This window comes from Hyphomicrobium sp. MC8b (assembly GCF_905067615.1).
GTDB lineage: Bacteria > Pseudomonadota > Alphaproteobacteria > Rhizobiales > Hyphomicrobiaceae > Hyphomicrobium_B.
In genome coordinates, this window is the sequence record NZ_LR898465.1 from 4052436 (window position 1) to 4064883 (window position 12448).

Consider the following 12448-nt stretch of genomic DNA (forward strand, 5'->3'; position numbering starts at 1 on the left):
GGCCTCCTAGTGATTCTTGTTCTTGGACGTTTCTACAATGATGGCCGAAGCCAATTTATCGAGCGGGAGTTGCCTTTCCACGGCGCCCATTTCAAAGGCGGCTTTGGGCATGCCGTAGACGATGCAGCTGGCCTCGCTTTGTCCGAAGGTCTTTGCGCCTGCCTGGCGCATCGAGAGCAGGCCGGCGGCGCCGTCTTTACCCATGCCGGTCAGGATCACGCCAATTGCGTTGGCTTTGCAGGTCTTCGCAACGGACTGAAAAAGAACGTCAACCGATGGACAGTGACCGTTGACGCGGTCGGCAGTCTTCAATCGGCAGCGAAGATCCGCCGTGATTTCAAGGTGCTGCGTACCGCCCGGTGCAAGGAAAACGTGTCCGGGAAGAAGCTTGGCCCGGTCGGTCGCTTCTTGAACTTTCGGCGCACACTGCCTGTCGAGTCGCATTGCAAAGCTGCGTGTGAACGTCGGCGGCATATGCTGCGTGATGACGGTCGGCGGACAATTTTCAGGAAACTGAGAAAGGAGCGCCATGAGCGCTTCGACGCCGCCCGTCGAAGCACCGATGGCGATGATGCGGCCATCGGGGTGATAGGACTCATGCGGCGCACGGGCATTTGAAGCCTCCGGCGCATGGACGTCCGATTTGACGAGCGGACGGACACGCGCCGACGCTGCGATCTTGACCTTGTACGGAAGCTCTTCGAAGCTGTGCTCGTTGCCGGGACGCGGTTTCTCGATACAATCGACGGCGCCGATTTCGAGCGCCTGGATTGTCTCATCGGCGCCTCGGCCCGTCAACGTCGAGACCATGATCACCGGCATCGGCCGCAGACGCATGATCTTCTCGAGAAAATCGAGTCCGTTCATGTTAGGCATCTCGACATCGAGCGTGATGACGTCAGGATTGAGCGCTTTGATGGCCTGACGCGCCTGAATTGGATCTTCGGCCTGCCCGACGACTTCGATATCGGGATCTTTGGTCAACGCCGTTGCGATTAGCCCTCGCATCGTCGAAGAATCGTCGACCACAAGGACCTTTACCTTCTTCATGACGTCTTGCCGCCTTTCTTACGATAGGTCGTGATGCCGTCAGCCAGCAGCACTGCGGCGGCAGGTCCTGCGACACGCTCGGAATGACCGATGTAAAGGGTGCCATCGTCTCGCAACATCCGCGCCAATCGTCCCCAGATCGCGCTTTGCGTTTCGCGATCGAAATAGATCACGACGTTTCGACAGAAGATCGCGTCGAACGGTCCGTGAAATGGCCACGACCCCATCAGATTGAGTTCGCGGAACGACACGAGAGAGCGTGCTTCCTCTGCGACGCGCATGATGCTGTTATCGCCACCAGGCGCCGCTTCGAGCCACTTGCTCCGAAGGTTCGATGGAATGTCCTGCAGTTCTTCTTTCTGATAGCAGGCCGCCTTACCACGAGCGACGACGTGCGGATTGAGATCCGTCGCCAGAATACGGATATCGAGAGATGCAGCCTCCGGCAGCACGGATAGCACCGTCAGAGCCATCGAATAGGGTTCCTGGCCGCTGGAACAGGCCGCCGACCATAGCCGAACACGTTTGCCGCGGCGCGCCGCATCGGCCAGTGGCGCGATGATTTGGGTGCGGAGATGTTCAAAATGATGGGGTTCGCGGAAGAATCGCGTGACGTTGGTCGTTAGCGCAGCGATCATGCTGTTGCGCTCGTCGTCATTTTCACGGACGGCGGCGCAATAATCGGAAAATGTCGAGATGCCGAGGGCGCGCAGGCGCTTGGCCAGACGCGAATAAACGAGGGTTGCCTTCGACTGTGGCAGGTCGATACCCGCTTCTTCCTTGGCGATGCGCGCGATCTCACGAAAGTTTGCATCGGAAAATGCAAACTCTCCCGTCACGAGCGCGCCCGACGGCGCCGCGGCAGATCCTCGCGGCTCTGGCGTCATGCGGCAGCCTTTTCGCTGATTGGCAGAACACAATCCAACGCCACGATGCTGATCATGCGCCCGTCAACAGGATACACGCCCTTCACAAACGTCTTTGCAAGGCCCGAAGCGATATCCGGTGTCGGCTGCATTGCAGCTTCGGAGACTGTCAAGATATCCGACACGGCGTCAACGAGAAGGCCGATGACCTGCTGATGGACTTGAACGACAATGATGACACTCCGCGGCGTGGGCTCGGTCAGGCCCAGCCCGAAGCGCATAGCGAGATCGACAATTGGCAATACCGCACCGCGCAGATTGATGACGCCGCGAACATAGGGCGGCGCATGGGGCAGCGGCGTGGCCTGCGTCCAGCCCCGAATTTCGCGCACACCCATAATATCGATACAGAATTCCTGATCGCCGACGCGAAACGCGACGAACTCGCGATTGACGTTGTTGGCGGGGGAGCTTGCGTCTTGCATGGTTGTTATCCTCCTGTCCCGTAGCGCAGATCGTCGCTTCGAAGGGTATCGAACGAGCTGGTAAGCAAGGCGTCCACATCGAGAATGAGCGCGACGCGACCGTCTCCGAGAATGGTTGCCGCTGCGATTCCAGCGACCGTCCCGTAGTTCGTCTCAAGGCTTTTGATGACGACCTGGCGTTGATCCTGGATCGAATCGACTAGAAGAGCATTGCGCGTGCCGCCGTCGGTTTCGACCAGGATCGCGACACTGTTTTCGGGATCGGCCGGCGTATCGCGAAATCCGAGCTGGGTGCCAACGTCGATGAGAGGAACGAACGTGTTCCGGATCGACATCACCCGGCCGTCTTTGCCAAGTCCGTGAAGCTCGGCCTTCTTCGGCTTCAACGTCTCGACAATGGCGGTGAGCGGCACGACAAGCGTCTGACCGGCAACAGAGACGGCCATGCCGTCGAGGACCGCCAGCGTCAACGGCAAACTCATCGAGAAAGTCGAACCCTGTCCCGGCCGCGATGAAATGGCAATGCGCCCGCCGAGCGCAACGATCGACCGCTTGACCACGTCCATGCCGACACCACGACCGGAAATGCTCGATATGGTTGCGGCGGTCGAGAAGCCCGGCAGGAACAACAGATTGTCGATGTCGTTATCGGACAGTTGCACGTCAGGCGAGATCAAGCCCTTCTTGATTGCCGAGGCACGCACTTTCGGACGGTCGATACCGGCACCGTCGTCGGATATTTCGATCACGATCCGGCCCGAGCGATGCGCGGCGCTCAAGCGAATGGTTCCTTCAGGCGGCTTTCCCGCAGCAATGCGGGCTTCCGGCGTTTCAATGCCGTGATCCACCGCGTTGCGGATCATGTGCGTCAAAGGCTCGGCGAGTCGCTCGACAACCGTCTTGTCGACCTCAGTCGCTTCGCCCTCCGTCTTGAGGCGGACCTGCTTGCCCGTCGCATCCGCCACTTCGCGAACAATGCGCGACATGCGCTGGAACAGCGGCTTCACCGGCTGAGCGCGGATCGCCATCACGCTTTCCTGGATTTCGCGCGTCAGCTGCTCGAGCTCTTCAAGGCCGATGACGATCGATGACGATCCTGCGAGGTTCGCTTCGACGACGCGCTGCGACAGCATCGCCTGGTTGATCACCAGCTCGCCGACGAGATTAATCAGGCGATCGACGCGATCGAACTCGACTCGGATCGTGGTTTGCGCGGGAACGGCAGCCGCTTTTGGGGTTTCCATCGCCTGCGCGGCCTGCGGAGTGGGTTCAGGCGCGGCGACCTGCTCTGCAGGCGTGTCTGCTTGCAGTTCCAATTGCGGTACAGCGGCTTTGAATCCCGCGTCCGGTATTTCCTCCACAGGCGCTTCAGCTTCGGGCGGGGATGAGCGTCCAAGCGCCTTGGCGAGCAGCGCAGCTATGTCGGCGTCGGAAACGCCGGGCTGGCCATCCGTCTCAATGTTGATTTCCGCTTCGCCGTCGACGAATTCGAATACTTCGCGAACGGCCTCAGTGGGTTCTTGCGATGAGAGTTTGATATCCCAGGCGAGATAGGCGCCTTCGGCCTCGATGGCTTCGAGGTCGGGAACGGCCGTTGCATCGCACGAAACTTCGATGCTGCCGAGACGGGACAATTCCCGAATGATGAGCGCCGCTTCGTTGGCATTGGCATAGAGCTCGGGGCGCGGCACAAACCGAATGCGATATTCGTGCAGCGGCGGAGCTTCCGGCTCCGTCGCAATGGCCGGCATCTCGAAATCGATAACCGACGGCTGGAAGTCTATGACTTCTTCAACGTCCTCTTCTTCGTTGGCGGCCGTCAGCGCTTTGACCTCGGCAGCGACTGCCGCATACGACGATTCGTCGATGTCTGTGCCGTCGCGCGAAGCTTCCACAAGATCGGCCAGGACGTCGGCGGCACGGAGCATCGGCTTCATCACATCCGCCGTCGGCGCCAGCTTACCACTGCGAACGTGATCGAGCGCCGTTTCGAACGTGTGTGCGAACTGCACGAGCGCAGTCAGCTTGAATGCGCCGGCACCGCCCTTGATCGAATGTACCGCCCGAAAGACGGCGTTGACTGTTTCTGAATCCGCATTGCCCTCGTCCATTGCGAGCAGGCCAGCCTCCATTTCGGAGAGTTGCTCCTCGCACTCCTGGAAGAAAGTCTGGCGGATAGCGGCCATCGTATCGACGGTCATTGCACTTCTCTTTTATTTTATGCCGCGACGCGCCGAATGGCTGCGATCAACTTCGTGGGTTCGAAGGGCTTGACGATCCAGCCCGTGGCTCCGGCTTCCTTAGCGCGCAGCTTTTTGGCGGCATCGCTCTCGGTCGTCAGGACGAGAATCGGAACGCGGCGATAGCGGCTGTCCTTGCGAACGGCTTCTATCAATCCAAAACCATCCATCTTCGGCATGTTGATATCAGTGACGATGACGTCAGGTGTCGCCGTCTGCAGGACTTCGAGACCGTGGACACCGTCTTCAGCTTGCAGGACGTTGTATCCCGCTTCGGCCAGCGCCATTCGCAACATGTCACGCATGGTTCGAGAGTCGTCGACGGTGAGTATTGTCTGTGTCATCCGGCCATTCCTTCGAGAAAGATCTGCTCGCGCGTCAGTCCGACAAGTGTGATCGTGTCGAGAAACTCGCTGCTGGGATTCGTTACCGTATAGCTATGCCCGTCAGCCTGCCAAGTCTGTGCAGCCGCGATCAAGATCTGGACCGCCTGCATACCCGTTCGGCGTACCTGCCCGGCATCGACGACCAACGGCGAACCGCGGCGTTCCAACAGCATGTTTCTCACCGATATCGCACACGCCGAATCGAGTGTTTCCGGCAGCACCAACGGCTCAGAAATCGTTGCTTCGGGAAGAACTGCGACCGAGGTTTCGGTCTCCTCGCTCAGCACCGCCTCTTGCGCCGCTTTCGCTGCCGGCGCTTTGCGCTGGCCGGTTTTAGCAGCCTTCGCGCGTGCCGGTTGTGCCCTCTTTCTTGCCATTAAAATTCCTCCCAGCCCGCATCAGCTGCTGCGGCTACACTGTGACGGCTGCCGCCACCGGCGGCGGCTTTCATTTTTGCGGCGGCCTGCGCAAGACGAGCAACCGGCTTCGGCTGCTGCTGCTCGCGACGCGGCGTCAATTCGACAACCGTGTCTGCACCCGTTCGGAAGCGGCTGACGAGACGCACCAGCTCTTCAGTCTGCTGGGCGAGCGTCTGCGTGGCTGCCGTTGCTTCCTCGACCATGGCGGCGTTCTGTTGGGTGACTTGATCCATCTCGTTGACGGCCGTGTTGACCTGTTCGAGACCGTGCGCCTGCTCGTTGGCGCTTGCCGCGATTCCCGTGACGATCTCGTTAATTTCTCCGACCTGAGAAACGATGCGCGTCAGAGCCTGACCGGTTTCGCCGACCAATTGCACGCCCTGCGCGACCTGGCCGGTCGACGCGGAGATCAATCCCTTGATCTCCTTCGCAGCCTCGGCGGACCGTTGCGCCAGAGCGCGGACTTCCGAAGCAACGACAGCGAATCCGCGACCCGCATCACCTGCACGCGCCGCCTCGACGCCGGCGTTGAGCGCGAGAAGATTGGTTTGGAATGCGATCTCGTCGATGACGCCGATGATCTGGCTGATCTGCTTGGAGGACGTCTCGATACCGTTCATTGCAGCGATCGCTTTGCGAACGATCTCGCCGCTCTTTTCGGCATCCGACTTTGCGACAGAAACCGTATCGCGAGCATGCGTTGCACCTTGTGCCGTCTTGCCGACGGTATCGGTGATTTCCTTGACCGCAGCAGCCGTCTCTTCAAGGCTCGCCGCCTGGTTCTCGGTGCGACGAGACAAATCATCGGACGCTTGCGAAATTTCTTCGGTGCCGATTCTGATGCTGCCAGCGCCCTTTTTCACGAGTTCGATCGTGCTCTTGAGCTGTGAGGCTGCCGTATTGAAGTCTCGCTTCAGCTTTTCGAATTCCGGAGCGAATTCGGCATAGACCGTCGTTTCAAGATTCCCGTCCGCAAGCTCGGAGAGCGCCGTTCCAAGAGATGCGACGACGACGTTGATCTGGTTCTCAGCCTCGATCTTTCCAGATTGAGCCGCTTCAAGTTGACCCATCATCAGGTTCATCTGGTTGATGATGGCTTCGTACTCGCTGATGACATTCTCGGTAATGCGATGCGTGAAATCTCCGCTCGCAATACGTTCCGCTGCAGAGGTGAATGCTGCCATGAAGCGTTCGTGCTCACGGGCGTAGTGCTCACTCTGTTCCTGCTGTTCCTTGGCCGCCGAAACAATCGAATCCGTCATCGATTTGTTTTCCAGCAAGGCTTCCTTGAAGCGTGACAGGGCGCCAGCGATCTTGCCATTCTCATTTGTGTCAGCGAGATAAGGAATGCTTACGGTCAGGTCCTTGTGGCTCAGCTGCTCCATGGAGCGGACGAGATTGGAAAGCCGGAGTGACGTCCCTCTCGAAATGAGAGCAACTAGAACGATTGCGAGGATCGTTGCCGACACCAAAAGGCCGAGCGTCCAGTAGAGCGCGCTTGATTCAGCGTTCACGCGCCGCTGGGCAATCTGAAGGAAGGTCTCGCCGAGCGAACTCGCCACCGCTCCGATCATGTCGTTGGCATCGGAAAGAGAAGCTTGGAACGCGCCGCCCAGTGCCGTTCGCTGATAGTTCGCAGCTTTGATCTGCGCAGCGATGCCGTCAAGCTTCGCCACGAGCTGTGCAGGCTCATCCCCAATGGCGCGCTTGAGTTCACCCGTTGCATCCTCACCAAACAGTTTGCGCAACGAGGCCTTCAACTTGGCGTTGGTGCGTGACAGCACGGCATAATTCATCGCCAAATCAGTTTGATCGCCCGCGGTGGCCTGCGTCGAAAGCGTATCCTGCAATTCAACGATTGCCTGCTTCACGCCCGAGAGGCGCTGAATAAAGATATCCTGAGCATAAAAACCGTCGTCTGACGCGTCCGTCGCAAGGCCGGACGCATTTGCGATCTGATCCAAAAGCTCGAAGCCGTTGTGGGCCTGCTCGCTCACCGTCTTGGCATTTTCGAAGGCGCCAAGCGCCGATCCAACCCCAAGCGCTTTTGCTGCGCTTGCGAGCTCATCGCTCTCTCGGCCCGTCACCACTCCGTCCTTGCTGGTGGGCATCTTCGCCCAAACGGCCGACGCGAGCTTGGCACCCTCAATTTCGCGATCGACCACGCCGATGTGCCGGAACGTATTATCTGCATAGAGATAAAGTTGAGCCAGCGACGGAATAAGAAAAACCGAAGCGATTAGCACAAGCCGACGGGGCATCGACCACTTGCTATTAATATACTCAACGACCATGGCGTGCTTCTCTCCTCGTATTTTTTCGTATTCGTTTTGAGATGGACCGGCTTTCGCCTTTGACGGTGGGAGGACGAATTTCGTTTTGGTGGGCTAACGACCGACTATGCGCGCGCGACTTCATTCGCCGCGATCCACGTGCGCGAGCGAGCGATGACGTTTCGGATATCGAAAGATGCGCAGCAACGACCGGCAAATGCCGGGCGCAATCGACCATTGCCCATGAAGGGTGTTCCTGCTCGAATAGGCCGGAACATGTCGGATCTAAACCGACACGGCTGCGCGGCGTCATGCCTTTGATTGCTTAATCAAGCTGCCGTGCGATAACCGTATTCGGCAATGCTATCGAATTCGTTTACGACGTAAATTTATTTCTCATTAATTGAATAAATATCGAAATATCACCAAAGCTCTAATTTCGCCCCAATAAGGGACTTTTGTAGCACCCTCTTAACCTCGCGGCGCGGCACAATTTCTAATTCGCCAAACCTTGAATCATTTCAGGCAATTGCCGACTCGCGGCGCGCTATTTCTTAACCCACGACAATCGGCGCGGCGGCTTGATATAGCGCAGGCCGACGATGCCCGCGTCGACCCGAACAACACGGCATCGGACAATCAAATCGTCGCTCGGCACTTCGAAAAAAAATTCGCCGGTCAATAAATTCGGATTCGGCACTTTAATCTTAGCGCCGCCCTCCGAAAGATCGAGAATGGTACCGTCAATACGTTGACCATCGTCAAGCACGACGATACCCGGCTTGAAAACCGTGCGCCGGCCGAATTGCCTCTGATCTTTTGGACGTTCTATCGCCAAGTTTCTGACCTATTTTCTGCGTGATTGACGCATTTGGTACACTTGCATCTACGCTCATTACGATGGCGCCGACGCGCCTCTGCCGCAAACGCACCTACTGTAGAGCCAGCCTTCTATCTGCCCTGGTGATTTGGGGGCTTTCGCGCAGCAAAACACATATCCGTACACAGACGAGTTATGACTAACCTGATTCGCCCGGAAATCGGATAATCGGACCTTAAGAGATTTAAGACCAATTATGCGAATAGATGAGGTCTGTCAGTTTCGGAACTGGCAAAATGTAAAATAATGTGGACGTGACGCGCCGACGCATGGTCGGCATGATAAAATGGGAAAGTTGGGCCCGCTCGAAATCCGAACGCGAGGGATTTCGTTCAGTATTCGGCCAGAATGTAAACGGGCGGGATGATGCGGGGCTCAGCAGCTAAGGGCGTTACGGCTTTCAAGCCCAGCGAACGTACGCAAACTGCTGCGGCTAAGAAAACAGCCCGCAAGGCAAAACCTGCGGCCGCCCCTCCTAGCCTGTCAGGAAACGCCAAAGCGCTGGCGTCAGCGCTCGATCCTTTCGGCTGCGTATCGATCACAGACAATGAAGGTCGCATCATTCATGTGAATGACGCGTTCGCACGGATCAGCCGCTATGCGCGCGAAGCGCTCTTGGGGCAAAACCATTCAATCTTGAGTTCAGGCCATCATTCCCGCGCATTCTGGAGCGCGGCTTATGAAGTTCTCGACCGCGGTGAAACTTGGCATTCACGCATCCAAAATCGAGCCAAAGACGGAACTCTCTATTGGGTCGACGCGACCATTCGGCCGCTCAAGGGCCGGAGCGGACGCGTCACGGGGTTTGTGTCGCTTCAGGTGGAGGCGTCTGCCCCCGTCGAAACCCACGTCGCGCGGCCGAATAATGATGTGTTGCTGCAGGCTGTAGCTGAAAGCTTTCCTGGCGGTCTAACTATTTTCGATCGCGATCTGCACATGGTGCTGATCAACGAACGACAAAAGCAGCTTTTGGAATATCCGGACGCTCTCTTTAAACGCGGTCTTCCAACTCTTGAGGATCTTTATCACTTCAATGCCGAGCGCGGCGAATACGGGCCGGGAGAAACTGAGAAGCAAATCCGCTCTCGCTTCGATCTCACGACGAAAGGTGAGTCGCAAGTGTTCGAGCGGCGCCGGCCCAACGGCACATGCCTTGAAGTTCGCAGCACGCCGCTTACCGACGGCGGGTTTATCGTTGCCCACTTTGATATTACCGAACGCAAACGCGACCAGGAAACCATTGGGCGCCTTGAGCATCAGGACGCACTAACCGGACTACCCAATCGCACGCTGTTTCAAGAGCGCGTGCGTTCTGCACTTGCGCAAGCCAAGGGCGGCTGGGCGCTCGCCATTCATTGCCTCGATCTCGATCGCTTCAAGTCGATCAACGACACTCTCGGCCATCATGTCGGCGATGCGCTGCTGTTTGCAGTCGGAGAACGGTTAAAAAGCGAAGTCCGTGATACCGACACGGTCGCACGGATCAGCGGCGATGAGTTCGCCATTATTCAGATGGCGCCGCAATCCATCGAAGAAGTCGAATCGCTCGCAAAGCGCATCCTTTCGGCGTTTGCAGAGCCCTTCGAACTCGGGGACAATACACTTACCGTCGGTACAAGCATCGGGATCGCGGTCGGCCCGTCCGACGGGAACGATGCCGAGAAGCTGCTGACGAATGCCGACATGGCGCTCTACCGGACCAAATCCGTGCGGCGCGGAAGCTTCGGCTTCTTCGAACATTCGATGCATGAGCGCCTGCAGAAGCGTCACCAGATCATCATGGGACTGCATGAGGCGATTGCGAACAGCAAATTCGAACTTCACTACCAGCCGATCGTAAACGTCAAGACGCGGCGCATCGTCGGTTGCGAAGCTCTGATACGCTGGTCGCATCCGGTCCGCGGAATTATTCCTGCGTCCGAGTTCATCCCGATTGCGGAGGAATGCGGGCTTATCGGCCAAATTGGCGACTGGGTTTTGAAGCGCGCGTGTGCGGAGGCGAGCCTCTGGCCCGATGACATCTGGGTTGCCGTCAATATCTCCCCGGCTCAGTTTCGCGAGCCAGACCTTGTCGAGAAAGTCACCAACGCTGCAAAGAATATACCGCTGTCCCGTGTGATCCTGGAGATTACTGAAACGCTCCTCATGAAGGACCGTGACGCGGCTTCCGCGACGCTTGAAACGCTTCGGAAGATGGGGGTTCGCTTTTCGATCGACGACTTCGGTACAGGATTTTCTTCGCTGAGCTATTTACAGGACTTTCCGTTCGACAAAATCAAAATCGACCGGTCGTTCGTGTCGGCGGTCGCGAACATCAAGCGGTCAGCGACACTTCGCAGATCAATCATTCAGCTCGGATATAATCTTGGAATGACGAGCGTCGCAGAGGGCGTCGAGACTGAGCAGCAGCTTGAGCGACTGCGAGCAGAGGGCTGCGTCGAGGCGCAGGGCTTTCTTTTCTCGCGGGCCGTGCCTGCGGCGAAGCTCAGGACGCTGTTCGCCAATCCGCTTTAAGAACGCTGTAATCCGTCAGTGTCTAAGCGAAGCTCTTTCAACCGACTTACTCGTCGACGACAACACGATTACGTCCTGCCGCTTTCGCTTCGTACAATTTGGAATCTGCGCGATCAAGGAAATCGTCGTATTCTTCGCCTTGCCGCAATTCGGCGATGCCGAACGATGCCGTCACCTTCCCGATTGGCTGCCCCGTGCGATGATGCATCCATTTCTTAGACTCGAGCTCACCGCGCATTTGCTCGCCGAGATTTCTGGCGCCCGCGAGCCGCGTTTGAGGCAGAACGACGATGAATTCTTCACCACCATACCGAGCCGCCGTGTCTCTGCCCTTGATATTCTTGGAGAGGAGTTCCGCGAAGCGCCGCAGGATCTCGTCGCCGACTGCATGGCCGAACGTGTCATTGATGCGTTTGAAGTGATCGACATCGGCCATGATGATGCTGAGCGGTTCCTTGGCGTGCGCCGCCGCTTCCACTTCTTTGGGAAGATGAACATCCAGCCAGTGCCTGTTTTTCAGTGATGTCACCGCGTCCAGCATGCCTAATCGATGGCTGTCACTCAGACTGACGCGCAGCTTATCAATTTGCACCTGCGACTGCTGAAGCCGGTTGTTAAGCTCGTTGACCTCGGTCTGCACCTTTTTGTTTTCGCTGATGAGGTACTGGATGATCGCCCGGATACCATCTGGCGAAGTCGAAGAAACGAGACCATCAGCGGCTTTCGTCAACGATTCCGAATGAGATCCGCTCAAATCCAGATGCTGCTTCAAGAGGCGCATCACGGACGACATTTCGTCGTCGAGTTCTTTGCCGACTTTTTCGAGCCGATCCGAGAGGCCCTCGTCCGCCTCTCGTTGCGTAGGCCTGCGATCGATGAACTTCCAGGCGCCCCAAGCGAAGCTCATACAGCAGGCCGTGACTAGTCCGAAAAGAAGCGCCAGTCCGAAAGGATGGGCTCCAAGACGAACGATACGACCTCTTGCATCGACCTCGGCTATTTGCCAGGAAACATCGGACCAGCTCAGAAGCGATGCTAAATCGCCATCAGAGCGCATCGAAATGTTCCACACGAGAAACGTGCAAGCGATGGCCGCAAGGCTTGCCAACATGAAAGCCGCGGACGACGGTAGCTGCCGGAGTGCAAATGTGCTCATGCTTCGTGCTCGGCTCGAATTGACGGAACTCGCAACCCAATCGGACGTGTTTCCTGCGGCAAAGACGCGGCGACGCTCAATGAAGAGTGGAACTTCCCGGCAATGAAGCCGACGGCACTAAAGTCGTAGCTATGATTAGGCTGCGTACTTATTCAAATAAATGCCGCCAGCATCCCGAC

At 57.5% G+C, this 12448-nt stretch carries 10 protein-coding genes; 1 reads left to right on the plus strand and 9 read right to left on the minus strand.

The genetic code is table 11. The features are described from left to right. Nucleotides 1–6: 6 nt before the first annotated feature. The 8 genes from ACLB1Z_RS19415 to ACLB1Z_RS19450 form a co-directional block, all read right to left on the minus strand. The gene (locus ACLB1Z_RS19415; RefSeq protein ID WP_409561307.1) at nucleotides 7–1050 is read right to left on the minus strand and encodes a chemotaxis response regulator protein-glutamate methylesterase; all 1044 of its coding nucleotides are present in this window, start codon (nucleotides 1048–1050) and stop codon (nucleotides 7–9) included. Next, complete coding sequence (locus tag ACLB1Z_RS19420) at nucleotides 1047–1937, minus strand: CheR family methyltransferase (protein WP_409561308.1); 891 nt, start codon at nucleotides 1935–1937, stop codon at nucleotides 1047–1049. The genes ACLB1Z_RS19415 and ACLB1Z_RS19420 overlap by 4 nt, the downstream gene beginning before the upstream one ends. Continuing rightward, nucleotides 1934–2401 (minus strand): chemotaxis protein CheW, encoded by a 468-nt coding sequence (locus ACLB1Z_RS19425; RefSeq protein WP_409561309.1) that lies wholly within the window; start codon nucleotides 2399–2401, stop codon nucleotides 1934–1936. The genes ACLB1Z_RS19420 and ACLB1Z_RS19425 overlap by 4 nt, the downstream gene beginning before the upstream one ends. A gap of 5 nt (nucleotides 2402–2406) precedes the next feature. Next, nucleotides 2407–4602 (minus strand): chemotaxis protein CheA, encoded by a 2196-nt coding sequence (locus ACLB1Z_RS19430; RefSeq protein ID WP_409561310.1) that lies wholly within the window; start codon nucleotides 4600–4602, stop codon nucleotides 2407–2409. Between the two features lie 17 nt (nucleotides 4603–4619). Then, the gene (locus ACLB1Z_RS19435) at nucleotides 4620–4985 is read right to left on the minus strand and encodes a response regulator (RefSeq protein ID WP_024276535.1); all 366 of its coding nucleotides are present in this window, start codon (nucleotides 4983–4985) and stop codon (nucleotides 4620–4622) included. Further along, nucleotides 4982–5404 carry an STAS domain-containing protein gene (locus tag ACLB1Z_RS19440; protein WP_409561311.1) on the minus strand — a complete coding sequence of 141 codons (423 nt, stop codon included), beginning with the start codon at nucleotides 5402–5404 and terminating at the stop codon, nucleotides 4982–4984. Before ACLB1Z_RS19440 ends, ACLB1Z_RS19435 begins: the two co-directional genes overlap by 4 nt. Continuing rightward, nucleotides 5404–7740, minus strand: coding sequence for a methyl-accepting chemotaxis protein (locus tag ACLB1Z_RS19445; RefSeq protein WP_409561312.1), 2337 nt, complete (start codon nucleotides 7738–7740; stop codon nucleotides 5404–5406). Before ACLB1Z_RS19445 ends, ACLB1Z_RS19440 begins: the two co-directional genes overlap by 1 nt. Nucleotides 7741–8266: 526 nt before the next feature. Beyond that, nucleotides 8267–8557: a PilZ domain-containing protein gene (locus ACLB1Z_RS19450; RefSeq protein ID WP_409561313.1), complete on the minus strand. Its 291-nt coding sequence runs from the start codon at nucleotides 8555–8557 to the stop codon at nucleotides 8267–8269. 408 nt (nucleotides 8558–8965) lie between these two features. On the opposite strand from ACLB1Z_RS19450, the gene ACLB1Z_RS19455 reads away from it, so the two are divergent. Next, entirely contained in the window at nucleotides 8966–11113 is a 2148-nt protein-coding gene (locus tag ACLB1Z_RS19455) for a putative bifunctional diguanylate cyclase/phosphodiesterase (RefSeq protein WP_409561314.1), read from the plus strand. Nucleotides 11114–11159: 46 nt separating this feature from the next. On the opposite strand, the gene ACLB1Z_RS19460 is transcribed toward ACLB1Z_RS19455, so the two are convergent. Continuing rightward, on the minus strand, nucleotides 11160–11894 hold the full coding sequence (locus ACLB1Z_RS19460; protein ID WP_409563314.1) for a GGDEF domain-containing protein: 735 nt from the start codon (nucleotides 11892–11894) through the stop codon (nucleotides 11160–11162). Nucleotides 11895–12448 lie beyond the last annotated feature (554 nt).

Excerpts from the sequence above, each read along its gene's own strand:
- ACLB1Z_RS19415 (WP_409561307.1), bottom strand. The coding sequence starts at position 1,050 with ATGAAGAAGGTAAAGGTCCTTGTGGTCGACGATTCTTCGACGATGCGA.
- ACLB1Z_RS19420 (WP_409561308.1), bottom strand. The coding sequence starts at position 1,937 with ATGACGCCAGAGCCGCGAGGATCTGCCGCGGCGCCGTCGGGCGCGCTC.
- ACLB1Z_RS19425 (WP_409561309.1), bottom strand. The coding sequence starts at position 2,401 with ATGCAAGACGCAAGCTCCCCCGCCAACAACGTCAATCGCGAGTTCGTC.
- ACLB1Z_RS19430 (WP_409561310.1), bottom strand. The coding sequence starts at position 4,602 with ATGACCGTCGATACGATGGCCGCTATCCGCCAGACTTTCTTCCAGGAG.
- ACLB1Z_RS19435 (WP_024276535.1), bottom strand. The coding sequence starts at position 4,985 with ATGACACAGACAATACTCACCGTCGACGACTCTCGAACCATGCGTGAC.
- ACLB1Z_RS19440 (WP_409561311.1), bottom strand. The coding sequence starts at position 5,404 with ATGGCAAGAAAGAGGGCACAACCGGCACGCGCGAAGGCTGCTAAAACC.
- ACLB1Z_RS19445 (WP_409561312.1), bottom strand. The coding sequence starts at position 7,740 with ATGGTCGTTGAGTATATTAATAGCAAGTGGTCGATGCCCCGTCGGCTT.
- ACLB1Z_RS19455 (WP_409561314.1), top strand. The coding sequence starts at position 8,966 with ATGCGGGGCTCAGCAGCTAAGGGCGTTACGGCTTTCAAGCCCAGCGAA.
- ACLB1Z_RS19460 (WP_409563314.1), bottom strand. The coding sequence starts at position 11,894 with ATGCGCCTCTTGAAGCAGCATCTGGATTTGAGCGGATCTCATTCGGAA.